Origin of the sequence: Caulobacter sp. (assembly GCF_017744445.1) — a bacterium.
Lineage (GTDB): Bacteria > Pseudomonadota > Alphaproteobacteria > Caulobacterales > Caulobacteraceae > Caulobacter.
In genome coordinates this window covers 260,103-285,071 of sequence record NZ_JAGIBH010000002.1, presented here as the reverse complement: position 1 = coordinate 285,071, position 24,969 = coordinate 260,103, and the positions used below count along the sequence as shown (strand labels likewise).

The 24,969-nt window shown below is 68.1% G+C and carries 19 protein-coding genes and 2 pseudogenes; 4 read left to right on the top strand and 17 right to left on the bottom strand.

The window, feature by feature from the left end; all coding sequences use genetic code 11:
* Nucleotide 1: 1 nt before the first annotated feature.
* Nucleotides 2–1,207 carry a Tet(A)/Tet(B)/Tet(C) family tetracycline efflux MFS transporter gene (gene tet / locus J7528_RS04680; RefSeq protein WP_291871778.1) on the bottom strand — a complete coding sequence of 402 codons (1,206 nt, stop codon included), beginning with the start codon at nucleotides 1,205–1,207 and terminating at the stop codon, nucleotides 2–4.
* A 78-nt stretch (nucleotides 1,208–1,285) separates the two neighbouring features.
* Here tet and J7528_RS04675 point away from each other — a divergent pair, with 78 nt between their 5' ends.
* Nucleotides 1,286–1,909: a TetR/AcrR family transcriptional regulator C-terminal domain-containing protein gene (locus J7528_RS04675; RefSeq protein WP_291871777.1), complete on the top strand. Its 624-nt coding sequence runs from the start codon at nucleotides 1,286–1,288 to the stop codon at nucleotides 1,907–1,909.
* Here J7528_RS04675 and J7528_RS04670 read toward each other — a convergent pair.
* Both J7528_RS04670 and J7528_RS04665 read right to left on the bottom strand, forming a co-directional pair.
* Nucleotides 1,909–2,004: pseudogene (locus J7528_RS04670) on the bottom strand (hypothetical protein); the annotation flags it as partial. The gene J7528_RS04675 and the pseudogene J7528_RS04670 overlap by 1 nt on opposite strands.
* 33 nt (nucleotides 2,005–2,037) lie before the next feature.
* Nucleotides 2,038–3,363: a sorbosone dehydrogenase family protein gene (locus tag J7528_RS04665; RefSeq protein ID WP_291871776.1), complete on the bottom strand. Its 1,326-nt coding sequence runs from the start codon at nucleotides 3,361–3,363 to the stop codon at nucleotides 2,038–2,040.
* A 74-nt stretch (nucleotides 3,364–3,437) separates the two neighbouring features.
* Here J7528_RS04665 and J7528_RS04660 point away from each other — a divergent pair, with 74 nt between their 5' ends.
* Nucleotides 3,438–4,118, top strand: coding sequence for an arylesterase (locus J7528_RS04660; RefSeq protein WP_291871775.1), 681 nt, complete (start codon nucleotides 3,438–3,440; stop codon nucleotides 4,116–4,118).
* Nucleotides 4,119–4,274: 156 nt separating this feature from the next.
* Here the strand turns inward: J7528_RS04660 and J7528_RS04655 are convergent, their stop codons facing one another.
* The 14 genes and pseudogenes from J7528_RS04655 to J7528_RS04590 all read right to left on the bottom strand — a co-directional run bounded on the left by J7528_RS04655 (nucleotide 4,275) and on the right by J7528_RS04590 (nucleotide 19,933).
* Complete coding sequence (locus J7528_RS04655) at nucleotides 4,275–7,355, bottom strand: efflux RND transporter permease subunit (protein WP_291871774.1); 3,081 nt, start codon at nucleotides 7,353–7,355, stop codon at nucleotides 4,275–4,277.
* 10 nt (nucleotides 7,356–7,365) lie between these two features.
* Complete coding sequence (locus J7528_RS04650; protein ID WP_291871773.1) at nucleotides 7,366–8,409, bottom strand: efflux RND transporter periplasmic adaptor subunit; 1,044 nt, start codon at nucleotides 8,407–8,409, stop codon at nucleotides 7,366–7,368.
* A gap of 293 nt (nucleotides 8,410–8,702) precedes the next feature.
* Entirely contained in the window at nucleotides 8,703–9,875 is a 1,173-nt protein-coding gene (locus tag J7528_RS04645; RefSeq protein WP_291871772.1) for an acetyl-CoA C-acetyltransferase, read from the bottom strand.
* Nucleotides 9,876–9,918: 43 nt separating this feature from the next.
* Nucleotides 9,919–10,365, bottom strand: coding sequence for a hypothetical protein (locus J7528_RS04640; RefSeq protein ID WP_291871771.1), 447 nt, complete (start codon nucleotides 10,363–10,365; stop codon nucleotides 9,919–9,921).
* A 121-nt stretch (nucleotides 10,366–10,486) separates the two neighbouring features.
* Nucleotides 10,487–10,831, bottom strand: a complete 345-nt coding sequence (locus J7528_RS04635; RefSeq protein ID WP_291871770.1) for a hypothetical protein — start codon at nucleotides 10,829–10,831, stop codon at nucleotides 10,487–10,489.
* Between the two features lie 235 nt (nucleotides 10,832–11,066).
* Entirely contained in the window at nucleotides 11,067–11,429 is a 363-nt protein-coding gene (locus J7528_RS04630; RefSeq protein WP_291871769.1) for a hypothetical protein, read from the bottom strand.
* A gap of 178 nt (nucleotides 11,430–11,607) precedes the next feature.
* Nucleotides 11,608–11,661, bottom strand: a pseudogene (locus J7528_RS04625) (hypothetical protein); the annotation flags it as partial.
* Between the two features lie 164 nt (nucleotides 11,662–11,825).
* A complete protein-coding gene (gene mgrA / locus J7528_RS04620; RefSeq protein ID WP_291871768.1) occupies nucleotides 11,826–12,878 on the bottom strand; it encodes an L-glyceraldehyde 3-phosphate reductase in 1,053 nt (350 codons plus the stop codon).
* A 197-nt stretch (nucleotides 12,879–13,075) separates the two neighbouring features.
* Entirely contained in the window at nucleotides 13,076–14,077 is a 1,002-nt protein-coding gene (locus J7528_RS04615; protein WP_291871767.1) for a glycoside hydrolase family 5 protein, read from the bottom strand.
* Between the two features lie 79 nt (nucleotides 14,078–14,156).
* Nucleotides 14,157–14,885 (bottom strand): FadR/GntR family transcriptional regulator, encoded by a 729-nt coding sequence (locus J7528_RS04610; RefSeq protein WP_291871766.1) that lies wholly within the window; start codon nucleotides 14,883–14,885, stop codon nucleotides 14,157–14,159.
* A gap of 188 nt (nucleotides 14,886–15,073) precedes the next feature.
* A complete protein-coding gene (locus J7528_RS04605; protein ID WP_291871765.1) occupies nucleotides 15,074–16,645 on the bottom strand; it encodes a sodium/sugar symporter in 1,572 nt (523 codons plus the stop codon).
* 27 nt (nucleotides 16,646–16,672) lie between these two features.
* Nucleotides 16,673–17,281 carry a 2-dehydro-3-deoxy-6-phosphogalactonate aldolase gene (locus J7528_RS04600; protein ID WP_291871764.1) on the bottom strand — a complete coding sequence of 203 codons (609 nt, stop codon included), beginning with the start codon at nucleotides 17,279–17,281 and terminating at the stop codon, nucleotides 16,673–16,675.
* 4 nt (nucleotides 17,282–17,285) lie between these two features.
* Nucleotides 17,286–18,197, bottom strand: a complete 912-nt coding sequence (locus tag J7528_RS04595) for a 2-dehydro-3-deoxygalactonokinase (protein ID WP_291871763.1) — start codon at nucleotides 18,195–18,197, stop codon at nucleotides 17,286–17,288.
* Nucleotides 18,197–19,933 carry an IlvD/Edd family dehydratase gene (locus J7528_RS04590; RefSeq protein ID WP_291871762.1) on the bottom strand — a complete coding sequence of 579 codons (1,737 nt, stop codon included), beginning with the start codon at nucleotides 19,931–19,933 and terminating at the stop codon, nucleotides 18,197–18,199. Before J7528_RS04590 ends, J7528_RS04595 begins: the two co-directional genes overlap by 1 nt.
* Nucleotides 19,934–20,260: 327 nt before the next feature.
* On the opposite strand from J7528_RS04590, the gene J7528_RS04585 reads away from it, so the two are divergent.
* Together J7528_RS04585 and J7528_RS04580 are read left to right on the top strand one after the other, a co-directional pair.
* Nucleotides 20,261–23,203: a TonB-dependent receptor gene (locus J7528_RS04585; protein ID WP_291871761.1), complete on the top strand. Its 2,943-nt coding sequence runs from the start codon at nucleotides 20,261–20,263 to the stop codon at nucleotides 23,201–23,203.
* A 160-nt stretch (nucleotides 23,204–23,363) separates the two neighbouring features.
* On the top strand, nucleotides 23,364–24,881 hold the full coding sequence (locus tag J7528_RS04580; protein WP_291871760.1) for a tryptophan halogenase family protein: 1,518 nt from the start codon (nucleotides 23,364–23,366) through the stop codon (nucleotides 24,879–24,881).
* Nucleotides 24,882–24,969: the final 88 nt, after the last annotated feature.

The following is a 24,969-nucleotide window of genomic DNA, read 5'->3' as shown; positions in this document are numbered from 1 at the left end:
GTCAGTCCTGTTGTGCAAGCTTCCCCTGACGTCCGCTCAGCAAGATGGGCAGGCACAGCAGGCCCAGCCCCGCGCCGACCGCCCAGACCAGACCCGGGAAGACGCCGCGGCTGGCGAAATAGACCTGGGCGATGACCACCGGGCCGATGACCGAGGCCAGGCTCGCCAGGCTGGCCATCACGCCTTGCAGGCGGCCCTGCTGGTCCTCGCCGACCTGGGCCGACAGCAGCGAGGCGATGGCCGCGTGGCCGATGCCGCCCAGGCAGAAGAACGGCAGCAGGGCGAACGCCATCCAGCCCTTGGTCGCCAGGGCGATAGCTCCGTACGCGAAAGCGTCGCAGACGATGGCCATGGCCAGGGTCTTGCGCTCGCCGAACCGCTCGGCGACGGGGCCCGCCACAAAGGCCTGGGCCAGGGCGGTGAAGACGCCGAAGCCGGCCAGCGAGAAGCCGATCGTCCACGGGTCCCAGGCGAACTTGTCCTCGCCATACAGCACCCAAATGGTGCCGCCGACCTCGCCGACGATGGCCAGGATCGTGAAGGCGGCCATCAGCGGCAGCAGGGCGGGAAAGGCCGTGGCCCAGCGCAGCGAGGCGAACGGGTTGAAGGCGGCGTGGTCGATGGTCCCGCCGCGCTTCTCATGCGACTCCGGCAGTACGAACACGGCCAGCAGGAAGTTGACGGCGTTCAGCGCGGCGGCGGCCAGGAACGGCGCGCGGGTCCAGACCTCGCCCAGGAACCCGCCCATCACCGGGCCCAGGATGAAGCCCACCCCGAACATGGCGCTGAACAGGCCAAAGCGGCGGGTGCGCTGCGCCTCGGGGGTGATGTCGGCGATATAGGCCTGGGCCACGGCCATGTTGGCCCCGGTGACCCCGGCGATGGCGCGGCCGACGAACAGCCACCACAGCGACGGCGCCAGGGCCATGAACACATAGTCGATCGCCGCCCCGGCCAGCGAGACCAGCAGCACCGGCCGCCGGCCGACCTTGTCGCTGATCGCCCCCAGCACCGGGGCGCACAGGAACTGCATCAGAGCGTACAGGCCCAGGAACGCGCCGAACCGCCAGCCGAGGTCCCCGGTGTGGCCGACTTCGCGCAGCAGGCGCGGGATGATCGGCATGACCAGGCCGATGCCGACGGCGTCCAGGGCCACGGTGGTCAGGATCAAGCCGAAGGCGGCTTTCGAGCGGTCAAACTTTATCATCGATAAATTCCTTTATCGGCGATAAAGTTCATATCGGCCGCGAGGTCAAGCGATTCATATGGGGCTCTGGAAAATCGAATGAAGGTCGACCGCCAGCGCATCCTGGACACAGCCCTGGAGGTCCTGAACGAGGTCGGGATCGACGCCCTGTCGACGCGCGCCATCGCCCAGCGCCTGGGCGTGCAGCAGCCGGCCCTCTACTGGCACTTCAAGAACAAGCAGGCCCTGCTGGACGCCATCAACGGCGAGATCCTGGCGCGGGCCGCCGACGCGCGCACGCCGCGGCCGGACGAGACCTGGCAGGCCTTCCTGCGCCGCAACGCCCGCGGCTTCCGCGCCGCTCTGCTGTCCTATCGCGACGGCGCGCGTGTGCATGCCGGCACCGAGGCCGCGCCCGACGACCTGGACCATGTCGAGATCCAGATCCGCCATCTGACAGCGGCGGGGTTTTCGCCGGGCGAAGCGCTGCAGCTGTTCGTGGCGATCAGCCGCTACATCGTCGGCTGCGTGCTGGAGGAACAGGCCTCGCCCATCACCGGCTCGGCCGAGCAGGCGCGGCTGGACGAGGCGGCGCGGGCCTATCCGGCCCTGGCGGAGGCGATCGCCTACTACCGCCGGAGCGACCACGAGGGGCTGTTCGAGCGGGGGTTGGAGTTGATCGTGAAGGGCGCTGAGGCGGAGCTCAAAACCCCTCTCTCTTAGAGAGAGGGAGGGGCCCGCCGCGAAGCGGTGGGAGGGTGAGTGGTTACGAGGTTTGACGGCGTGCCGGCACTCCGTCGGGCGCCGTAACCTCTCACCCCAACCCTCTCTCTAAGAGAGAGGGAGCTCGGTCATTGCTTGCTGACCTTCCACACCACATTCCCCACATCGTCCGCCACCAGCAGCGCCCCCGCGCCGTCCACGGTCACGCCGACCGGCCGGCCCTGGGCCTTGCCGTCCGCGTCCAGGAACCCGGTCAGGAAATCCTCCACCCCGCCGGCCGGCTTGCCCCCGGCGAACGGTACGAAGATCACCTTGTACCCCGCCTGCGGCTTGCGGTTCCACGACCCGTGCTGGCCGATAAACACCCCGTCCTTGTAGTGGGCCGGGAAGCTGGCGCCGGTATAGAATGTCAGGCCCAGCGAGGCGGTGTGGGCGCCCAGGGCGTAGTCGGGGACCATGGCGCGCTCGACCATGTCGGGGCGGCGGTCGGCGTCCTTGACCCGCTTGTCGACATGGCGGCCGAACCAGCTGTAGGGCCAGCCGTAGAAGCCGCCCTCATGCACCGAGGTCATGTAGTCGGGCACCAGGTCGTTGCCCAGCTCGTCGCGCTCGTTGACCGTGGTCCACAACTGGCCGCCCACCGGGTTCCAGCCCATGCCGTTGGGATTGCGCAGGCCGCCGGCGAACACACGCTTGCTCCCGGTGGCCAGGTCGACCTCCAGGATCGCGGCGCGGTCGACCTCGTTGGCCATGCCGTTCTCGCCGACATTGCTGTTGGAGCCGACGGTGGCATAGAGCTTGGTCCCGTCCGGGCTGGCGATGATGTTCTTGGTCCAGTGGTGGTTGATCGGCCCGCCCGGCAGGTCCGTGACCTTGCGCGGCGCGGCGGTGATCCGGGTCTCGCCGGCCAGGTACGGGAAGGCGACGATGGCGTCGGCGTTGGCGACGTACAGCGTGTCGCCGACCAGGGCCATGCCGAACGGCGAATAGAGGCCGGTCAGGAAAGGCGTCTTCACCTCGGCGATGCCATCGTGGTCGGCGTCGCGCAGCAAGGTAATGCGGTCAGCGCTCTTCACGCCCGCCCCGGCCTTCTTCATCAGCTTGGCCTCGAAGAAGCCCTTGATGCCCTTGGGCGGCTCCTTCTTGGGCGGGGCGTTGCTCTCGGCGACCAGCACGTCGCCGTTGGGCAGGACGAGCAGCCAGCGCGGATGGTCCAGCCCCGTCGCGAACGGCTGCACGCGGAAGCCGGCCGGGGCGCGGGGCGTGACGCCCGCCGGCCAGCCGACGACCTCGGAGACCTTCACGGTCGGGATCAGGGTGCGGGTTGGTTCGGGCAAGGCGGGATTGGGGCCATAGCCGACCGAGCTGTTCTGCTGGCTGTTGCTCTTGCCGCAGGCCGCGAGCGCCATGAGCGCGCCGCCGACGACCAAGATTTCGCGAACTCGGCGATGCATCGGCGGTTCTCCCTTCACCCTGTGTTCAACGCGCATGGACTTATATCTGTTCTGGAGATTGATACGGTTCGACCATGGTGAAGTTCCAGTCCAGCGTTCCCCAACGTCGCCGCCTGCTGGCGGGCCTGCTCGCCCTGGCCTTGCCGGGCGGCGCGTTCGCCGCCACGCGCAAGAAGGCCGCGCCCAAGCCGCCGCTCCCTCCGCCTCCGCCGCCCTTGGTGACGGTGCTGGGCGACTCGATCACGGCGGGGCTGGGGCTCAAGAGCGACATGGCCATGCCTGCGCGGCTGCAAGCGGCGCTGGACCGGATGAGCATCAAGTCGCGGGTGCAGGGTTTCGGCGTGCTGGGCGACACCAGCGCCAACGGCCTGGCCCGCGTCGACCGCGTGCCGGCCGAGACGACCGTCTGCGTGATCGCCCTGGGCGGCAACGATCTCTTGCTAGGCCTGGACCCATCGATGACCAAGGCCAACCTGCGGGCCATCATCCAGCACCTGAAGAACCGCAATGTCCGCGTGGTGCTGGCCGGGGTGACCGCGCCGGCGCTGCTGGGCGTGGCCTATGCCCGGCGCTTCACGGCGCTGTATCCGGAGCTGGCCAAGGAGCAGGGGGTGTTCTACGCGCCGGACTTCTTCACCGGCGTGATCGGGGTGTCGCGCTACATGCAGCGGGATGGGATCCACCCCAATGCCGAGGGCGCGCGGATCATCGCTGATCGGCTGGCGCCGGTGGTCGCGCAGGCGCTGAAGGCATAGCGCGCCTAAATAGCCCCCGTTTCCCCGGCGAAGGCCGGGGCCCAGATTCATCCTGTGCGTCAGATGTGAAAGCGCCCTCCGCCGAGGGTCGACGAAGGGCGCTCCGGGTTCGATCTGGGTCCCGGCTTTCGCCGGGAAATCGGATGGTGGGAAAGCTTACTCGATAATCGGCTTCTTCGCCGCCACGTGGTGCTGGCCGCCAAAGATGCGGTGCATCAGCTTGCCGGTCCGCACCGACAGGCCGTCCATCAGGATGAACACCACCGGAATGTAGAGCAGCGACAGCAGGGTCGAGGTGATCAGGCCGCCGATGACCGCGATGGCCATCGGGGCGCGGAACTCGACCTCGGCGCCAAGGCCGACGGCGGTGGGCAGCATGCCCGCGCCCATGGCCACGGTGGTCATCAGGATCGGCCGCGCCCGCTTGTGGGCGGCGTCCATGATGGCCGTGCGCTTGTCCATGCCGTGTTCCTTCATGGCCATGATCGCGTACTCGACCAGCAGGATCGAGTTCTTGGCCGCGATGCCCATCAGCATCAGGATGCCGATCAGGGTCGAGATCGAGAAGCTGGACTTGGCCAGCACCAAGAGACCGAAGGCGCCGCCGATGGCCAGCGGCAGAGCCACCATGATGGTGATCGGGTGGGCGAAGCTGCGGAACAGCAGCACCAGCACGACGTACATCAGGAGGATGCCGGTGATCAGTGCGCCCAGGAAGCCGGTGACCATCTCCTGGATGAACTCGGCGTCGCCGGCCGCCACTTCCTTGACGCCGGTCGGCAGGTTCTTGACCGAGGGCAGGGCGTGCACGCGCTTGGCGGCCTCGCCGACGACGATGCCGTCCAGCTCGGCGGTGATGGTGGCCACGCGCGAGCGGTCGCGGCGGTCGACCTGCGAGGGGCCGGCGCCGAAGCGGATGTCGGCCACCGCGCTCAGCGGCACGGGGCCGTTGGCCGACGGCACCTGCAGGGTCTGCAGCACGGCGATGTCGCCGCGCGCGTCGTCGTTCAGGCGCAGGCGGATCGGCACCTGGCGGTCGCCCAGATTGTACTTGGGCAGGTTCTGGTCGACGTCGCCGATGGTGGCCACGCGCACGGCCTGGCTGATGGCGCCGGCCGAGACGCCGGCGCGGGCGGCCTGGTCGGGCTTGGGCGTGACGACGATCTCGGGACGGGCGATCGAGGCGGTGTTGACCACGTGCGCCAGGCCCGGGACCGCGCGCATCTCGGCCTCGACCTTGCGGGCGGCCGCTTCCAGGGCCGGGCCGTTGTCGCTGACCAGGCTCAGGGTGTAGCCGCTGCCGTCCGAGGGGCCGCCGCCGTTGTTGCCGCCGATGCCGATCCGCGCGCCCGGGATCTGGGCGAACTGGTCGACCATCTGGCGGCTGAACACCTTCTGGCTGATCCGCTGGCCCTTGTCGGTCAGGTCGGCGGTCACCGAGCCCTTGTTGACGGCGTTGTTGCTGCCGACCGAGCTGTAGACGGCGAGGACTTCCTTTCGGGCGAGCAGCTCGCGGGTCACGCGCTGCAGCACCGCGTCGGTCTCGTCCAGGGTCGCGCCGGGGGGCAGCTCGACCGAGAACTGGGCCCGGCCGCGATCGACCTGCGGCTGGAACTCGAACGGCAGGGCCATGGCCAGCAGGATCGAGACGATGAACATCGGAATGCCCATCAAGAGGACCTTCCAGCGGTTGCGCAGGCCCCAGCTCAGGCTCTTCAGATAGGGACCCATCCACGGCGGGTCCTTGTCTTCGTGCTTGCTGTCGGCCTTGAGCATGTAGGCGCCCATCAGCGGCGTCAGCAGGCGGGCGACCACCAGCGAGAACAGCACCGAGACGCAGGCCGCCAGGGCGAAGGCCTTGAAGAACTGGCCGACGATGCCGGGCATGAAGCCTACCGGCGCGAACACCGCCACGATGGTGAAGGTGGTGGCCACGACCGCCAGGCCGATCTCGTCGGCCGCCTCCATGGCCGCCGCATAGGGGCTTTTGCCGCCGCGCATGTGGCGGACGATGTTCTCGATCTCGACGATGGCGTCGTCGACCAGGATGCCGACGGTCAGCGACAGGGCCAGCAGGGTGATGCCGTTCAGCGACTGGCCCATCGGCGCCAGCACCGCGAAGGTCGGGAACAGCGACATCGGGATGGCCACGGCGGCCAGCAGGGTGGCGCGCCAGTCGCGCAGGAACAGCAGCACCACCAGCACGGCCAGGACCGCGCCGATGACCAGGGCTTCCATCGAGGCCAGATAGCTCTCCTCGATATATTTCACGTTCGAGGTGATCTCTTCGATCTGGACCTCGGGGTGCTCCTTGTCGAGCTTCTCGACCGCCTTGCGGACCTTCTCGGCGGTCTGCACTTCCGAGGCGCCGCGCGAGCGGATCATCGAGAAGGTCACGACTTCCTGGCCGTCATAGCGGGCGCGCGAGCGGGGCTCGGCCCAGTGGTCGGTGACCGCGCCCAGGTCGGCCAGGCGCACGGTGCCGCCGCCGGTGACGGGCACGCGGGTCTCGCGCAGCTGCTCGACCGAGCCGGCCGCGCCCAGGGTGCGGATGGCGCGCTCGGCGCCCGAGATGGTCACGCGGCCGCCGGGCAGGTCGGCGTTGGAGCTGACCAGGGCCTGGCTGACGGCGGCGGCGGTGACGCCCCGCGCGGCCAGGCGGTCGGGATCCAGGGCGACCTCGATCTCGCGGCTGACGCCGCCCCGGCGGTTGACCTCGCCGATGCCGCGGATGGCCAGCAGGGTGCGGGAAACGTCGTTGTCGACGAACCAGCTGCGCTGCTCGGGCGTCAGGGTCGGAGCCTTGACCACATAGGTGATCAGATCGTCGCCCGAGATGTCGACGCGGGTGACGGTCGGCTCCTGCATGTCCTGGGGCAGGTCGCCCCGCAGGTTGGACATGGCGTTGCGGACGTCATTGGTGACGCGCTCGTGGTCGACGCCCAGCTCGAACTCGATGACCGTGGTCGAGGCGCCGTCGACGACGGTGGAGTTGATGTGGCGCACCTGGCCTAGGCCCGCGATCGAGTCCTCGATCAGGCGGGTGACCTGGGTCTCAAGCTCGCTGGGCGCGGCGCCGGGGCGCACGGCCGTAACCACGACCAGCGGCAGGTCGACGTCGGGATTGTTGTTGATCCGCATGCCCTTGAAGGCGACCAGGCCCGAGAAGCACAGCAGGACGAACAGCAGGATGACGGGGATCGGGTTCTTGATCGCCCAGGACGAGATGTTGCGCATCGGCCGGTCCTCAGCGCTTGGCGGCGATGCGAACCAGGTCGCCTTCGCCCAGGAAGCCCGCGCCGTCCACCACCACGCTGTCGCCGGCGGTCAGGCCGGTGGCGGCGACGCGGTCGCCGGTGTTGGCCACGATGGCGATGCGGCGGAAGTGAACCTTCTTGGCGGCGTCGACCACGAACACGCCGGGGCGGTTCTCGCGGTACAGCACCGAGGCCGACGGCACGACCAGGGCGGGCTGGTCGCCGGCGTCGATCGTGGCGCGGGCGAACATGCCCGGACGGAAGCCGCCCATCGACGACAGGGCGATGCGCGCCGTGCCGATGCGGGTCTGGGCGTTGACCTCCGAGGTGACGATGCGGACGCGGCCGGTGGCCTCGCCCAGCTTCTCGGAATAGATCTTGGCCGGCATGCCGGCCTTCACGGCCGCCAGGTCGGTCTCGGGGATGTCCGCGTCCAGCTCCAGGCGGCTGTCGCGGACGATGCGGAAGAGCTCCGAGCCCGCCGAGACGATCTGGCCCTTGGTGACGCTGCGGCGGCTGATCAGGCCGCCGACGGGGGCGCGGACCGAGGTCTGGGCCACGCGCGCGGCGGTCTCGCCCCGGGCGGCCTCGGCGGCGGCCAGGTTGGCGGCGGCCGTGCCCTGGCGGGCGGTGGCGGTGTCGAGACCGGCCTGGGACAGGTAGCCCTTGGCGTTCAGCTCGCGGGAGCGGTTCAGGGCGGCGCTGGCTTCAGCGAGGGTGGCCTTGGCGCTGGCGACGCTGGCGTCCTGCTGGCGCAACTGGGCGGCCAGCACGGCGCTGTTCAGCTGGACCAGCACCTGGCCCGCCTGGACGACCTGGCCTTCCTCGGCATTGACCGAGACAGCGGTGAGGCCGCCGGTCTCGGCGCCCACGGGCACCTCTTCCCAGGGCGAGATCGTGCCGGTGGCGTTGATCTGGCGGGCGATCGGCTGGCTGGTCACCGTGACGACGCTGACGGTCGCCGATGCGGAGGGCGAGGCCTTGGCCTTCTTCGGCTTCTTGTCGCCGCAGCCTGACAGAGCGATCGCGCTCACGCCCAGGACCAAGACCAGCGCGCTCAAAGTCGGGCGGCGCCCATTGATCCGGTAAAGCACGATAATCCCCAGCGACAGTTAGAGCCCGACGGGGTTCTAGCCGACAAACCGGAGGTCGCTGAGTTAATTTGCCGTAAGACGATAAAATGGTTCGAAGGGCTGCTAGGGCGTTACTGGCCCCCTCCGCGCCTGCGGCGCTCCTCCCCCGGAGGGGGAAGAAGATGACGCCGCGCCCTTCTTCCCCCTCCGGGGGAGGAGGATGCGCAGCATCCGGAGGGGGCAAGTGCTGAATCCTACAGCCGCTCCACGATCGTCACGTTCGCCAGCCCACCGCCCTCGCACATGGTCTGCAGCCCATACCGCGCGCCGCGGTCCTGCATCGCGTGCACCAGGGTCGTCATCAGCTTCGCCCCCGACCCGCCCAGCGGGTGCCCCAGCGCGATCGCGCCACCGTTGACGTTCAGCTTGTCGGGATCGCCGCCGGTGACTTTCAGCCAGGCGGTCGGCACCGAGGCGAAGGCCTCGTTGACCTCGTAGAGATCGATGTCGCCGATCTTCATGCCGGCCCGATCCAGGGCCTTCAGGGTGGCCGGGATCGGGGCCTCCAGCATGATCACCGGGTCGTGGCCGATCACGGTCATGCTGTGGATTCGAGCCAGCGGCGAGACACCCAAAGCTTTAAGCCCTCGCTCGTTGACGATCATCACGCCCGCCGCGCCGTCGCAGATCTGGCTGGAGGTGGCGGCGGTGATGCGGCCATCCTCGGCCAGCAGTTTCACCGCGCCGATCGACTCCAGGGTAGCGTCCCAGCGGATGCCTTCGTCAGCGTCGTGGCGGACGGTGGTCCCGTCTTCCAGCGTCACGTCGATCGGCACGATCTCGGCGGCGAACTTGCCGCCCTTGGTCGCGGCCATGGCGCGCTGGTGGCTCTTCAGCGCGTAGGCGTCGAGTTCGGCCCGCGACAGGTCGTACTTCTTGGCCAGCATCTCGGCGCCGGTGAACTGGCTGAACTGGATGCCGGGATAGCGGTCCTCGATGCGCGGGCTCTTGTAGGTCCCGAAGCCGTTCTTGTAAGGCAGCTGCGACGACAGCCCCATCGGCACGCGGCTCATGCTCTCGACGCCGGCGGCGATGACGATGTCCATGGCCCCCGACATCACGGTGGCGGCGGCGAAGTGGATGGCCTGCTGCGACGAGCCGCACTGGCGGTCGACCGAGGTGCCTGGCACGCTCTCGGGCAGGCTGGAGGCGAGGATGGCGTTGCGGGCGATGTTCAGGCCCTGCTCGCCGACCTGGCCCACGCAGCCCATGATCACGTCCTCGATCAGGGCCGGGTCGGCGCCGGTGCGCGCGGCCAGGGCGTCCAGCACCGCCCCGCCCAGATCGGCCGGATGCCAGCCCGAGACCTTGCCGCCCTTGCGCCCGCCGGCCGTCCGCGCGGCCGCCACGATATAGGCTTCACCCATCGGTTCCTCCTCTTGTTCAGAAGAGTGAAACAGGCGTTCGAGGCTATGTCAGCGGTGACGCGGCGTCAGGGCTCAGCGGGGTTGGCGAACGTCGCCGGTGCAGGGCGCCGAAGAACAGGGCGGCCATCACCATGTAGCTGAAGACGCCGCCGCCGGCGATGTAGCCGGCGCGATTGGAGATCCGGGTGTCGAGCAGGGTAGCCAGCATCAGGATCAGGGTCAGGGCATGGAAGCCGCTGGCCCACATCGGCCACCAGCGGTCCGACCGCAGGGCGATGAACAGCAGCACCAGCAGCAGGGCCAGGTCGACGAAGAACACCGCCGTCTGCGGGCCGAACCACAGCTGGGTCTTGTAGAACAGGCCGGTGGCCAGCCAGGCCAGGATCATGGCCATCGCGGCCAGGCGCTCGGGCCATCCGCCACGCCACAGGGCCGTGCCGCTGGAGATCAGCAGCGCGGCGAGGCTGGCCCATTGATACAGGAAGATCATCACCTCAGGGTGGCGCCATTCTTTCAGATTGCAACGACCCCGGATCGGCAAAACCCTCGCCGGCCAAAACCGACGAGGGTCGCGCGGCGCGGGAGCGCCAGGGGAAGGATGGTGGCCGTCCTTAGGCGGCGACGGTCAGGCGGCCGGTCTTGGGGATTTCGTCGCCCGGCTTCACGGCGGGTTCGCCGAACGACACGGCCGACAGACCGACGTCGTGCTGGGCGACCGACAGGTGCTTGTGGGTGGTGACGATGCCTTCGCGGGCCACGCCTAGGGCCTGCATGGTGTTGATGGCCGACATGATGGCGTCCTGGCCGATCAGGGCCGAGACGCGGGCGGCCTGGCGGCTGGTGGGCATCAGGGCCGCCAGGGTGGCGGTGGTGGCGATGGCGGCGTCGATGGCCTTTTCCGCGGCGAACAGGGCTTCGGCGACGGTCTCGGCGGCTTCACGGCGTTGCTTGAGCATACGAAGTCTCCCTCGCGCCGACGGTGTCGGCGCGTTGCCAGATGTTGATGAGGTGGGGAATGGGGCGCCCGGCTCCGCGGGCTTGCCGTTCTTACAGGCTAGTCGGTCTTAAGCTGGCCGCTCTAGGGGAGCGGGAACAGGCTTTCCAGCGCGTGGAGACCCGCCAGGATCGAACCGAACGCAAGGGCGGTCACGATCATCACGGCCGCGATGAAGGCCAGTCGGAGGGGAAGGCTCAGGTGATTAGGTCGTCCTCCTCCGAGTCCAAAGAGGAGGAGTCCGACAGGAACGTCTCGTCCATCACCGCGCTGGCGATACACAGGATCTCGCGCATCACCAGTTCGGTCGGCTTGAACGAAGCCTGCTTGCGCGTGGCGGCCACCAGGTCCGGCACCATCGAGGCCGCGGTCGGGGTGACCGCCAGGCTCATGAGCTGGCGCTCGAGCTCGCTCCACGTGATCGGGGGCATAAGCTCGGCCGAATTCAGCCGGGGCCACATGTCCTGGAAGCTCGACACTTCCTGGCGCAGATGCGCGGCTCGGCCGATCGCGTCCTTCTGATGGGGGGTCAACTCGTTCACTGGGAACTCCTTCCTCAATGAGGTCAGCTGACCGTGAGGAGGGGTGTTCGCCTAGCCGGGCCGTGTCGGACCCCGACGCGATCGGAGGGGGGGGAGCGGGCGTCGGAGGGGGGGCAGCCCCCCTGTCGAAGACCCGCCGCGCGGCGTCGTAGCGGTCCGCCGCGCCGAGGCGGCGGCGGGCCTTGTCCAGGTGCCAGTCGACGGTGTGCTTGGAGAGGCCCAGCTCGCGGGCGATCTCCTTGGAGCTCATGTGACGATCGACGAGGCGAAGGCATTCGCGCTCACGCTCGGTGAGGCGGTCGAGGCCGACGGCCTCGTCAGACAGGGTAGGATCGCCCTTATCCATGGCGCAGAACCTTATGCGAACGCGCGCCGCCGACAAGCCGCCGGAACATTAAACCTTTGCTATTATGGTTACGGCAGGTCGCCAGTTGCGAGTTCCGACGACACCTTCCACAGATCAACGCCGCCTTCTGAGGCATGGGTGTCGATCTGCGCCAACTCTTCAGCGGTAAACGACAGGGTCTTCAGCGCGGCCAGGCTGTCCTCAAGCTGGGCCACCGTGCGGGCGCCGATCAGGGCCGAGGTGACGCGCGGATCACGCAGCACCCACGACAGGGCCAGCTGGGCCAGGGTCTGACCGCGGCGCTTGGCGATGGCGTCCAGAGCGCGGATGCGGGCGAGGTTGTCCTCGGTCAGCAGGTGGCCGCCGAACGAGCCGCCCTTGGCCGCGCGGGAGTCGGCCGGCGCGCCGTTCAGGTACTTGCTGGTCAGCATGCCCTGGGCCAGCGGCGAGAAGGCGATGCAGCCGACGCCCAGGGTCTCCAGAGTGTCCAAGAGCTCGTCCTCGATCCAGCGATTGACCATCGAATAGGACGGCTGGTGGATCAGCAGCGGCACGCCCTCGCTCTTGAGGATGGCGTGGGCCTGACGGGTCAGCTCGGGCGAGTAGGACGAGATCCCGACGTACAGCGCCTTGCCCTGCCGGTGCAGGTGGGCCAGCGCGCCCATGGTCTCTTCCAGCGGCGTCGTCGGGTCGACGCGGTGCGAGTAGAAGATGTCGACATAGTCGACGCCCATGCGTTTCAGGCTCTGGTCGCAGCTGGCGATCAGGTACTTGCGCGAGCCGCCGATGCCGCCATAGGGACCCGGCCACATGTCCCAGCCGGCCTTGGTCGAGATCACGAGCTCGTCGCGATGGGCCTTGAAGTCGTCGTTCAGCACCTTGCCGAAGTTCTCTTCCGCCGAGCCGTAGGGCGGGCCGTAGTTGTTGGCGAGATCGAAGTGGGTGACCCCCAGGTCGAAGGCTCGGCGCAGGATGGCGCGGCCGGTCTCGAACACGTCGGCGCCGCCGAAGTTCTGCCACAGGCCCAGCGAGATCGCCGGCAAATCGAGGCCGCTGCGGCCCGTGCGGCGATAGGGCATCGACTTGTAGCGGTCGGCGGCGGCGACGTAGGGAGCTTGCACGGGAGAGGTCCTCTTAATCGGAGGCGACAGCTAACACCGTCGCCCATTCTTATCTCCGCCTATCCCCGCGGAAGCGGGGATCCAAGCGGTGTTCGAAAGCTGCTTCCAACCGATGTCACGGACTGAGAGGCAGCTTGGGTCCCCGCTTTCGCGGGGATGATCGGTTTTGGGAAAGCCCTAGCTGAAGGTCATCTGGTCTATTGAGAAATCAGAGCGTCGTGGATGGGGGCGTTCCAGGCGTCGGCCTTGATGTCGTAGACGACGAAGTCGCTGTCGAACTGCCAGTAGGCCCAGGCGAAGCCGTGGCGCTCGGCCGAGCGGGCGACAGCTTGCGTATAGGCGATGCGGGAGTCGATTGGACCCTTGTCGTAGGCCCCGAACTCGCCCAGCAGCACCGGGCGGCCCTCGGCCTTGGCCCAGGCGACGACCGTGTCGAAATCCTTGTCGATGCGAGCATGCTCTTCCACCGTGCCCCAGCTGACGCCGACCGGCGGAACCGGGCTGGCCCACGACGCGCCCTGGTGGGTGAACGGGAACGGATCGTAGTAGTGGAAGGTCACGATCAGGTGGCGATCGGCCTTGGGCAGCTTCAGGTCGGCCAGGCGGCGGAAGCTGTTCCACTGCGGCGGGCCGACGATGACGTTACGGGTCGGGTTGCTGGCCCGGACGGTGGCCAGCAGGTCGACGACCCAGTCGTTCCACAGCGGGTCCAGCTGGCGGCTGGGCTCGTTCAGCAGCTCGAATACCACCCCATCGGGGGCGGTCCTGTAGCGCTCGGCGATCTGCTTCCAGAAGGCGGTCAGCTTCGGCTTGCAGGCGGCGGGATCCTTCTCGCAGACGTCGAAGTCGTGCTCGTCGAGGATCACGGTCAGCTTGGCGGCGAGGGCTTCCTTGACCACCTTGTCCAGGGTCGCCAGCCACTGCGGGTCCAGGCGGCCCTCGGCGTCCATGTGCGCGAAGGCCTGCAGGTTGACCCGCACGGTGTCGAAGCCGCCGACCTTGATGGTCTTGAAGTGGCGGTCCAGCTGGAAGCGGGCCTTGGCGGGATCCTTCCACAGCGGGTCGTAGCCGATGATGTTGACGCCGCGCTTCATGGCCGCGACCTGCGCCTCGGGCGAGATCTCGCGGGCGGCGGCCGGCAGGGCGAGGAGGGCGGCGGCGAGCGCGCCCATGGCGAGGATTTTGCGGATCGAGACCATGGCGAGCTCCCAGAGACGGCTCTGACGGCCGTTGTTTGACAACGTTGTCAATCTTCGCCCGAAAAGCAAGCGCCGAGCGTCAGGCTTCGCGTCGCGCCGCTTCGCTTTCGGTGGACGGCGAGGCGGCGCGGATCAGCTCCAGCACGTCGACGATGATCTCGCGCATGGCCGCCGAGGCCTTGTCGGCGTCGCGGGCGATGATCGCCTCGGCCACGTCCTCGTGCGAGGGGATCGAGGCGGTGCGGCCCTTGATGCGGTTGGTAAAGCGGATCGAGATGCGCAGGGCCGTGTTCACCAGCTCGTGCAGCTCGCGATAGAACGGGTTCTTTGTCGCGCTGAGAATGGCGATGTGGAAGGCGATGTCGGCGGTGAGAGGATCATCCTCGCCCTGGGCGGCGGCCTTCATCCGGCGCAGGCCCTTGCGGATCTCCTCAAGGCCCGCCTCGTCGGCGTTGCGGGCGGCCAGGGCCGCGGCGGCCGGCTCGATGCCCAGCCGCATCTCGGTGAAGTCGGCCAGCAGGCGAAGGCTGAACTTTCGCTCCAGCAGCCAGCGCAGCACGTCCGGATCGAGCATGTTCCACTCGGCTTCCGGCTCGACCACGGTGCCGTGGCGCGGGCGGGCGCTGAGCAGGCCCTTGGCGGTCAGCATCTTGACCGCCTCGCGGGTGACGGTGCGGCTGGCGCCGAACTGCTTGGAGAGTTCGCCCTCGGTCGGGAAGCCCACCTCGGCGTATTCGCCGGTCACGATGGCCTGACCCAGTTGCTCCACCAGACCGTAGGTCAAACTCAGGCCGGGCTGGGTGCGCATCGGCGGATCTTCTTTCCTGCGGCGGGACGAAAAACGCGGTCGCCGCTGTCTAACTTGATTTGCTCCGCTCGCGAATGGAGCGGTTGCGCTGAATACAGCCGCGCCGGGAGCGTTCGGCAAGAGCGTTCAGGCTGGAGGTCTGACCAAAACGAAAAAATGGGCGACTCCGGAGAGCCGCCCATCTCGTCTCACCACCAGGTGGCGTACAGCGCGATCAGGATCAGGATGACCCCGATCCCGGCGATGTTGAAGCCGGTCGAGGTCCTGTAGCTGACCCCCTCCAGGGTGACGACGCTGACCTCTTTCTTCTGCGGCGCGACCAGCGAGACCAGTACGGCCCCAGCCAGAGACAGCAGGAAGACGACGCCCACGCGGTTCATGAAGGGCATCGCATAGATCGCCTGTTCTTGAAGCCACCAGAACAACGCCGACAGCACGGCCGAGCCGATGGCGGCGGTCAGGGCCCCGGCGGTGGTGGCCTTCTTCCAGAACATGCCCAGGATGAAGATCACCACGATGCCCGGCGTGAAGAAGCCGGTGAACTCCTGGATGAACTGGAAGGCCTGCTCGGCGCCGCCCAGCAACGGCTTGGCGGCCAGGACGCCGATGATCACCGCGATCACGGCGGTCAGGCGGCCGATCGTGACCAGCTGCTTCTCGCTCTGGCCGGGGCGCGCCTTGGCGTAGACGTCCAGGGTGAAGATCGTGGCGATCGAGTTGATCTTGGCCGCCAGCGACGCGACGATCGCCGCAACCAGCGCCGCGAACACCAGGCCCAGCAGGCCGGGCGGCAGCAGCTTCATCATCTCCGGATAGGCCTGGTCGGGCTTGATGCCTTGCGGGGCTAGGACAAGAGCGGCGATGCCCGGCAGCACCACGATCACCGGCATCAAGAGCTTCAGATAGGCCGCCATGGCGATGCCCTTCTGGGCTTCCTTCAGGTCCTTGGCCCCCAGGGCGCGCTGGATGATGTACTGGTTGAAGCCCCAGTAGCTGATGTTCATGATCCACAGGCCGCCGACCAGCACCGCGATGCCGGGCAGGTCCTTGTAGTGCGGGTTGTCCTTGGCGAGGATCATGTCGAACTTCTCGGGGAACTGGGTCGTCAGGTGGTGGAAGCCCGCCACGACGTCGCCGTTGCCGATCTTGCCCAGCGACAGCCAGGCGATGATCAGGCCGCCGGTGACCAGCAAGGCCACTTGGACGATGTCGGTCAGCGCCACCGCCTTCAGCCCGCCCCAGATCTGATAGGCCAGGGCGAAGGCGCCGATGGCGGCCAGGGCCCACATCTGGTCCAGGCCCGTGACGGTGTGGATGGCGATCGAGCCCAGCCACAGGATCGAGGTCAGGTTCACGAAGATGTACAGGCCCAGCCAGAACACGGCCATCAGCGTGCGCACGCTGGGGCCGTACCGCTGCTCCAGGAACTGCGGCATGGTGTAGACGCCGTTCTTCAGGAACACCGGCAGGAAGTATTTCCCGACGATCAGCAGGGTCAGCGCCGCCATCCACTCGTAAGAGGCGATGGCCAGGCCGATGGCGTAGCCCGAACCGCTCATGCCGATGATCTGCTCGGCCGAGATGTTGGCGGCGATCAGCGAGGCGCCGATGGCCCACCAGGGCAGGGCCTTGCCGGCCAGGAAGTAGTCGGTCGAGTCCTTCTGATGGCCGCCCTTGTCGCGACTGACCCACTGGGCCAGGCCGAAGATGGCGACGGCGTAGATCGCCAGCACCGCGATATCGATCGTGGCTAGGTTCATGGTCCTCCCCCTTCGTTCTTGTTGTCGTTAGGCGTTCCAGGCCGCGACCAGGGCGGCGGCGCGTTCGCCGACCTCCGCGGCCGTATAGCCCGGCTTGTAGAGCTCCCCGCCGACGCCGATGCCGGCCACGCCGGCCGCGCGCCAGGGCTCGAGATTGGCCGCGCCGACGCCGCCCACGGCGTAGACGGCGATGTCCTTGGGCAGCACGTCCTTGATCGCCTTGATGTGGCCCGGACCGAAGGTGCCGGCCGGGAACAGCTTCAGGGCTTTCGCGCCTGCTTTGACGGCGGCAAAGGCCTCCGACGGCGTGGCGAAGCCTGGCATGGCGGTGAGGTTCAGCTCGACCGCGCGGGCGATGACCTCGGGATCGGTGTTGGGCGTGACGATCAGCTTGCCGCCGACCTTGGCGACGTCGTCGACGGCCTGGGCGCTGAGGACCGTGCCGGCCCCGCACAGGGCCTGGTCGCCGAAGGCGTCGCACAGCTTGCCGATGCTCTCCAGCGGATCGGGCGAGTTCAGCGGCACCTCGATGCCCTGGATGCCGGCGGCCACCAGAGCGGCGGCGATGTCCAGGATCTCGGTCGGCTTCACGCCGCGCAGGATGGCCACGATCGGAGGCGGAGCGGCGGTGGTCATAAGCTTATCCTTGAACTCTGGAGATCGCCGCGAGCCCGGCGAGAACGGCCGCGTCGCCTTCGACGACGGCGGCGGAGGTCCCGACCTTGGCCAGGGCCTGGACGTAGAGGTCGCTGAGGGCGCCGGCCCCGATCACGGTCACGGCGTCCATCGGGCCGAACCAGTCGCGCGCGGCGGCGACGTCGGCGGCGACCAGCAGGCCCGACAGGTAGCCCATGGCGTCGGCCGGGCTCATGCCGTCCAGAAGCTGGCGGCTGCGGGTCTCGAACATCAGGTGGGGCAGGCGGGCGGCGCCGTGCTCGGCGATCCGCGAGAGGCCCAGGGCGAAGCCTTCCGCCGAACCGTCTGCCTGCGAACCGCCGCCGGCCGCCAGGGTCGAGTGCTGCTTGAGCAGGGCGAAGGTCTCGCCAACCGGGGCGGTGACGAAGCCCATGATCTGGCCGTCCTCGACCACGGTCCACTTGTTATGGGTGCCGGGCAAAACGAGCGGGTGGCGGCCGGTGCGCAAGGTCCCGTCCAGCGCCAGCGCGCCGAAGACTTGCGTCTCCTCGCCGCGCATCACGTCGGGACCGCCCAGCGGGTTGGCGCAGGACAGGCCGGGAACCAGGGTCACCGGCAGGCCGTCGGCCTCGAACCGCAGGGCCTTCGCGGCGACGTCGGCCGGACCGGCGGGGCAGGCGGCGTAGGGCGCTTCCTTCCAGCCGATGCGCGAGCCGACCATGCCGCACATCAGGGCACCGACTGGGTTGGCCTCGCGCCAGTCGCCGACCAGGTCCAGGAAGGTCTTCTCCGGGGTGTCGGTCAGGGCCGAGACGCCCGGGCCATCGCGGCGGTGGATCACGCTCTTGCCCTGGCGCAGCCAGAGGCGCAGGCGCGAGGTGCCCCAGTCGCCGACGATGACGATGTCCTGGTCCATCAGTGGCTCTCGCGGGTGACGACCGAGCCCGAGGCTCCGACCAGGAAGTCCAGGTCCGCGCCCTGGTCGGCCTGCAGCACGTGATCGACATAAAGTTTGGCGTAGCCGCGCGTGTATTTGGCCGGCGGCGGATCGGCGCGCCAGGCGGCGATGCGGCTCTCCAGCTCGGCGTCGCTGATGGCCAGGCTCAGAGAGCGCGAAGGCCCGTCGAACACGATCTCGTCGCCGCTCCGCACCACGGCCAGCGGGCCGCCGGCGTCGGACTCGGGCGAGACGTGCAGGATCACCGCGCCATAGGCGGTGCCGCTCATCCGGGCGTCGCTGATCCGCAGCATGTCCTTGACGCCCTTCTCCAGCAGCTTACGAGGCAGCGGCATGTTGCCGACCTCGGGCATGCCCGGATAGCCCTTGGGACCACAGCCCTTCAAGACCAGGATCGAGGTCTCGTCGACATCCAGGTCCGGATCGTCGATGCGGGCGCGGAAGTCCTCGATGGTCTCGAACACCACGGCCTTGCCGCGATGGCTGAGCAGCTCGGGGCTGGCCGCGCTGGGCTTCATCACCGCGCCGCCGGGGGCCAGGTTGCCGCGCAGCACCCAGATGCCGCTGTCGGGCTTCACCGGATCGGCCATGGTGCGGATGACCTCGGCGTTGAACACCTCGGCCGCCTCGTACTGGGCGCCGATGCGGTGGCCGGCCACGGTCGGGGCGTTCGGGTCGAGCACCGCCTCCAGCTGCTTCATCACCGCCGGCAGGCCGCCGGCATAGTGCAGGTCCTCCATCAGGAACCGGCCCGACGGCTGCAGGTCGACCAGCAGCGGCACGTCGCGTGACAGGCGGTCGAAGTCTTCCAGCTCCAGCGTCACGCCCAGACGGCCGGCCAGGGCCAGCAGGTGCACCACGGCGTTGGTCGAGCCGCCGATCGCGGCGTGGACGCGCAGGGCGTTCTCGAAGGCGGCGCGGGTGGCGACCTGCGACAGGGCCCGGCCTTCCTTGACCATCCGCACGATCGTCCGGCCGGTCTCGTGCGACAGGGCGCGGCGGCGGGCGTCCACAGCCGGGATGCTGGCGTTGTAGGGCAAGGACAGACCCATGGCCTCGATGATCGCGGCCATGGTCGAGGCCGTGCCCATGGTCATGCAGGTGCCCGGCGAGCGGCTCATGCCGCTCTCGGCCGACATGAAGTCCGCCATCGACATCTCACCGGCGCGGACGGCCTCGGAGAACTTCCAGACGTCGGTGCCCGAGCCGATGTCCTTGCCGCGGAACTTGCCGTTCAGCATCGGACCGGACGAGACGACGATGGTGGGCAGGTCGACGCTGGCCGCGCCCATCAACTGGCCGGGCGTGGTCTTGTCGCAGCCGCCCAGCAGCACGACGCCGTCGATCGGATTGCCCCGGATCGACTCCTCGACCTCCATGGCCAGCAGGTTGCGGAACAGCATCGCGGTGGGCCGCATCTGGGTCTCGCCCAGCGACATGGCCGGGAATTCCAGCGGCAGGCCGCCAGCCTCCCAGACGCCGCGCTTCACGTGCTCGGCGATCTCGCGCAGATGAGCGTTGCAGGGAGTGATCTCGGACCAGGTGTTGCAGATGCCGATCACCGGCCGGCCGTCGAACACGTCGTCGGGCAGGCCCTGGCTCTTCATCCAGGATCGGTGGATGAACCCGTCCCGATCCAGCTTGCCATAGGTCCCGCCGCTGCGCAGGCGCTTGCCCGCGGTGTCGTCGCTCATGTCCGTCCCTAACGCGGGCTACTGGCCCGGCCTCCCAGAATTATGGGGTCATTTATAATATAATAATGATCGAGGCAATCGGCTGGCCGAACAGCCCAGCTTTGGAAGCGCTTCCCCTATCCGCCGCCATTGATCGCGGTGTCATCACCTTTGGTGTGGCTGAAACAACGCTGTCATCTCAGAATTGATAGCGCTATCAATTTCGGCTTGAAGGTATCAATTATACGATTATAGCTACCGACATGGAGCGCGCGACCTGTCGGCCGCACGTCACCGGACGCTCAAGAACGTGCCGGGACGGCTCCCAAAAGGGGAAGGAAACCGCGCATGCAGCGCCTCGCTTCGTCACGTCGTAACATCATGCTGGCCAGCGCTTCGGCCCTGGTCCTGTGCGCCGCCGCGCCCGCGGCCTTCGCCCAGCAGGTCGAGAGCACGGCCGTCGACGAGATCGTCGTCACCGGCCAGCGCGCCGCCATCCAGTCGGCCCAGAAACTGAAGCAGAACGCCGAGCAGCTGGTCGACTCGATCACCGCCACCGACATCGGCGCCCTGCCGGACCGCTCGGTCACCGAGGCCCTGCAACGGGTCGCCGGCGTCACCATCGGCCGCACCTCGGACGGCCGCGACGCCGACCGCCTGTCGGTCGAAGGCTCGGGCGTGCAGGTCCGCGGCCTCAGCTGGGTGCGCGGCGAACTGAACGGCCGCGACAGCTTCTCGGCCAAGAGCGGCCGCACCCTGAGCTTCGAGGACATCCCGCCCGAGCTGATGGCTGGCGTGGACGTCTACAAGAACCCCTCGGCCGACATCATCGAGGGCGGCGTCGGCGGCACGGTCAACCTGCGCACCCGCCTGCCGTTCGACAGCGCCAAGCGCATCATCGCCTATTCGATCGACGGCTCGTACGGCGACCTCGCCAAAAAGTGGAAGCCCTCGGGCTCGATCCTCTACAGCGACCGCTTCCAGACGGGCATCGGCGAGGTCGGCTTCCTGATCGACCTGTCGGACTCCAAGCTGAAGAGCCGCACCGACACCATCTCGGTCGACCCCTTCTTCGTCCGCACGGATCTCGTTCCTGGCAAGACGGTCTATGTCCCCGGCGGTTTCGGCTATCGCAGCCTGGACTTCGATCGCGAGCGCAAGGGCATCGACGCCGTCGCGCAATGGCGCCCGAACGACCAGTGGGAAGCGACCCTGCAGTTCCTGCGCTCGTCGGCCCTGATGGCCTCGTCCGAGCACGCGGTGGGCTTCAATGTCGGCTCCAGCAACGGTCCGGCCGCCGGCACGACCTTCGCCTACGACAACGGCGGCCACTTCACCAAGGGCACGCTGGCCCAGACGCCGGGCGGAACCAGCCTGGGCTCGTCGACCATCGACACCCGCTATGCAGAGCGCAGCTCGGTCACCTCGGACTACTCGCTGAACCTGAAGTACAATCCGAGCGACAAGTGGTCGTTCAGCGGCGACGTCCAGTACATCTACGCCAAGACCAAGACCGTCGACACGACCGCGTTCAACGCGCTCAGCGCCGACGCCTCGCCGGCCAGCCTGGACCTGACCAGCGACCTGCCGACCATCACGATGAACAACGACAAGGCGTTCACCTCGAACCCGGCCAGCTACTACCTGCAGGCCGTGATGGACCATCACGACCGCAACGAGGGCAGCGAGCTGGCCACGCGACTGGACGGCGCCTATGAGTTCGACGACGGCGGCTGGCTGAAGTCGCTGAAGTTCGGCGTCCGCAGCACCTATCGCCAGACGACGACGCGCGAGACGGCCTATCGCTGGGATACCGTGGCCCCCAGCTGGGGCCTGGGCGGAACGGTCAAGCCGATCGCCACCCTGGATGGCTATCAGGGCCACTACGGGCTCTATCCGTTCGAGAACTATTTCCGTGGCGCGGTGAATCTGCCGGCGACCTTCGTCATGCCGAACGCCGACTTCGTGCACGACTACGCCAGCTTCTCCCAGATCATCGGCAAGATCGCGGCGGCCAATGACGGCGGCTGGCGTCCGTTCGCGGGCGACTTCGAAAGCCAGGCCCAGACCGGCGGCAAGGGCAGCACCAACCACCAGAAGGAAAAGACCCTGGCGGCGTACGCCATGCTGCGCTTTGGCCACGACGTGTCGATCGGCGGCGAGGAACGCGAGCTGGACGGCAATCTGGGCCTGCGGGTCGTCAAGACCGAGACCACCAGCCAGGGCGTCCAGGGCTACAGCCTGAACTCGGAGGCCTCGAACCCGGCGCCGCTGATCCCGGCGGCGGACCTAGCCTTCGCCAACGGCGCGCGGCGCCCGTTCGTCGGCGGCCGCGACTATGTCAACGTCCTGCCCAGCCTGAACGTGCGCCTGAAGGTGACGCCGGAGATGTTCGTCCGCTTCGCCGCCGCCAAGGCGATCGTGCGACCCGACTTCGCCCAGCTGCAGCCGAACTACACCATCGCGCCGACCAACGGCTATCTGAGCGGCGGGACCTGCTCCAGCACCATCCCCGGCGGCGCGCAGGCCAACTGCGTCTATCAGTACACGGCCAATGCCGGGAACCCGGACCTGAAGCCGACCCGCTCCACCCAGTACGACCTGGCCTGGGAATGGTACTTCGCCCCGACCGGCAGCGTCACGGCGACGGTGTTCTACAAGGACATCTACAACTTCATCACCAACGGCTCGCGGAACCTGTCGTTCACGAACAACGGGGTGACGCGCAACGTCCAGGTGGTCCAGACCTACAACGGCGGCCACGGCACGATCAAAGGCTTCGAGGTCGCCTACCAGCAGTACTACGACTTCCTGCCGGGCCTGCTGAAGGGCTTCGGCGTGCAGGCCAACTTCACCTATGTCGACAGCAAGGGGACGCGCAACGCCGCCTCCAACCCGTACGACAACAGCCAGCTGACCAACATCACGACCCACGGCGACGAGATGCCGCTCGAGGGCCTGTCGAAGAAGAGCTACAACCTCGCGGCCCTGTACGACCTGGGCAAGGTGTCGGCCCGCCTGGCCTACAACTGGCGTGAGCGCTACCTGCTGACCACCACGGCGGCCAACATCAACATCCCCGCCTGGTACGACGACTACGGCCAGCTGGACGGCTCGGTGTTCTACACCCTCAACGACAAGCTGAAGGTCGGCTTCCAGGCCGTGAACCTGACCAACACCAAGACCAAGATCCTGGTCAGCTATCCTGGCCGTCCGGAAGAAGGCCTGACGGGTCACAACTGGGTGGTGGCCGATCGCCGCTACTCGGTGGTGCTGCGGGGGACGTTCTAGCGTCCTGCTCTACGCACACCTAACCTCGTCATCCCGGGCGGCGTAGCCGACCCGGGACCCAGGGGCGGGCGCAGTGCGGTTGCCCTGGGTCCCGGCTCTTCCCCCGGCTTTCGCCGGGGTGCGGCCGGGATGACGACCTTGTTTTTGAGAAGCAGGCTTCATGACCGATCTCCCCTATCGCAAGTTCGTGGTGGTCGGCGGCGGCACGGCCGGCTGGATCGCCGCGGCGACCCTGATCCAGGCCATGAAGGGCAAGGTCGGCGAGGTCGAGCTGATCGAGTCCGACGAGATCGGCACGGTCGGCGTCGGCGAGGCCACCATCCCGCCGATCCAGTTCCTGAACGGCCTCTTGGGCATCGACGAGATCGACTTCATCCGGAAGACCCAAGCGACCTTCAAGCTGGGCATCCAGTTTCGCGACTGGGCCAAGCTGGGGGCGGAGTACTTCCATCCCTTCGGCGTCTATGGCCAGCCGATCGACGGGGTCGGTTTCCATCACTACTGGCTGCGCCTGCGCGAGCAGGGCGAGGGCGGCAGCCTGGACAGCTACGCCCTGTCCACCGTAGCCGCCAAGGCCGGCAAGTTCGCCCTGCCGCCCAAGGATCTGCCGCCGGGCGTGCCGGGGCTGGGCTATGCCTACCACTTTGACGCCGGGCTCTATGCCAAGTACCTGCGGGCCTATGCGGAGCAGCGCGGCGTCAAGCGCACCGAGGGCAAGATCGCCAAGGTCGAGCAGGACGCGCAGAGCGGCTTCGTCACGGGGCTGACCCTGACCGACGGCCGCCGGGTCGAGGGCGACTTCTTCGTCGACTGTTCGGGGTTTCGGGGTCTCCTGATCGAGCAGGCGCTGGAGGCCGGCTACGAGGACTGGTCGCACTGGCTGCCCTGCGACCGCGCCCTGGCCGTGCCGTGCGAGAACGCCTATCCGCTGACGCCCTACACCCGCTCGACCGCGCGCAAGGCGGGCTGGCAGTGGCGGATCCCACTGCAGCACCGCACCGGCAATGGCTATGTCTATTGCAGCAGCCATATCAGCGACGACGCGGCGGCCCAGACTCTGCTGGCCAACCTCGACGGCAAGGCCCTGGCCGATCCGCGCCCGCTGCGCTTCACCGCCGGGCGCCGCAAGAAGAGCTGGAGCAAGAACGTGGTGGCCCTGGGCCTGGCCGGCGGCTTCATGGAGCCGCTGGAGTCGACCAGCATCCACCTGATCCAGACCGGGGCCATGCGCCTGCTGTCGCTGCTGCCGATCGGCGGCTACGACCCGGCGGCCGAGGTCGAGTTCAACCGGTTGACGGAGATCGAATACGAGCAGATCCGCGACTTCATCGTCCTGCACTACAAGGCTACCGAACGCGACGACGCCGAGCTGTGGCGCTACTGCCGCGACATGGCCGTGCCCGACAGCCTGGCCCACAAGATCGAGCTCTTCCAAAGCCGCGCCAAGATCGCTCGCTTCGACGAGCAGCTGTTCGCCGAGCCCAGCTGGCTGGCGGTGTTCCTGGGGCAGGGGATCACGCCGCGCGACTACGACCGCCTGGCGGATGTGGCGGCCTATGACGAGGTGGCCGGCGCGCTGCTGCGGATCGGCCGGATGAACGCCGAGATTGTCGCGCGGCTGCCGACGCATGACGCGTTCATCGCGGCGGCGTGCCGGGCGGATGCGGTGGCGGATTAGGGATGGTGTCTGGCCAAGCTCCCCCTCATCCGACTATCCCCGCGAAAGCGGGGACCCAAGCTGACTTTCAGGGTGTGGTTCGGCCGTG

Excerpts from the sequence above, each read along its gene's own strand:
- tet (WP_291871778.1), bottom strand. The coding sequence starts at position 1,207 with ATGATAAAGTTTGACCGCTCGAAAGCCGCCTTCGGCTTGATCCTGACC.
- J7528_RS04675 (WP_291871777.1), top strand. The coding sequence starts at position 1,286 with ATGAAGGTCGACCGCCAGCGCATCCTGGACACAGCCCTGGAGGTCCTG.
- J7528_RS04665 (WP_291871776.1), bottom strand. The coding sequence starts at position 3,363 with ATGCATCGCCGAGTTCGCGAAATCTTGGTCGTCGGCGGCGCGCTCATG.
- J7528_RS04660 (WP_291871775.1), top strand. The coding sequence starts at position 3,438 with ATGGTGAAGTTCCAGTCCAGCGTTCCCCAACGTCGCCGCCTGCTGGCG.
- J7528_RS04655 (WP_291871774.1), bottom strand. The coding sequence starts at position 7,355 with ATGCGCAACATCTCGTCCTGGGCGATCAAGAACCCGATCCCCGTCATC.
- J7528_RS04645 (WP_291871772.1), bottom strand. The coding sequence starts at position 9,875 with ATGGGTGAAGCCTATATCGTGGCGGCCGCGCGGACGGCCGGCGGGCGC.
- J7528_RS04640 (WP_291871771.1), bottom strand. The coding sequence starts at position 10,365 with ATGATCTTCCTGTATCAATGGGCCAGCCTCGCCGCGCTGCTGATCTCC.
- J7528_RS04635 (WP_291871770.1), bottom strand. The coding sequence starts at position 10,831 with ATGCTCAAGCAACGCCGTGAAGCCGCCGAGACCGTCGCCGAAGCCCTG.
- J7528_RS04615 (WP_291871767.1), bottom strand. The coding sequence starts at position 14,077 with ATGGTCTCGATCCGCAAAATCCTCGCCATGGGCGCGCTCGCCGCCGCC.
- J7528_RS04610 (WP_291871766.1), bottom strand. The coding sequence starts at position 14,885 with ATGCGCACCCAGCCCGGCCTGAGTTTGACCTACGGTCTGGTGGAGCAA.
- J7528_RS04605 (WP_291871765.1), bottom strand. The coding sequence starts at position 16,645 with ATGAACCTAGCCACGATCGATATCGCGGTGCTGGCGATCTACGCCGTC.
- J7528_RS04600 (WP_291871764.1), bottom strand. The coding sequence starts at position 17,281 with ATGACCACCGCCGCTCCGCCTCCGATCGTGGCCATCCTGCGCGGCGTG.
- J7528_RS04595 (WP_291871763.1), bottom strand. The coding sequence starts at position 18,197 with ATGGACCAGGACATCGTCATCGTCGGCGACTGGGGCACCTCGCGCCTG.
- J7528_RS04590 (WP_291871762.1), bottom strand. The coding sequence starts at position 19,933 with ATGAGCGACGACACCGCGGGCAAGCGCCTGCGCAGCGGCGGGACCTAT.
- J7528_RS04585 (WP_291871761.1), top strand. The coding sequence starts at position 20,261 with ATGCAGCGCCTCGCTTCGTCACGTCGTAACATCATGCTGGCCAGCGCT.
- J7528_RS04580 (WP_291871760.1), top strand. The coding sequence starts at position 23,364 with ATGACCGATCTCCCCTATCGCAAGTTCGTGGTGGTCGGCGGCGGCACG.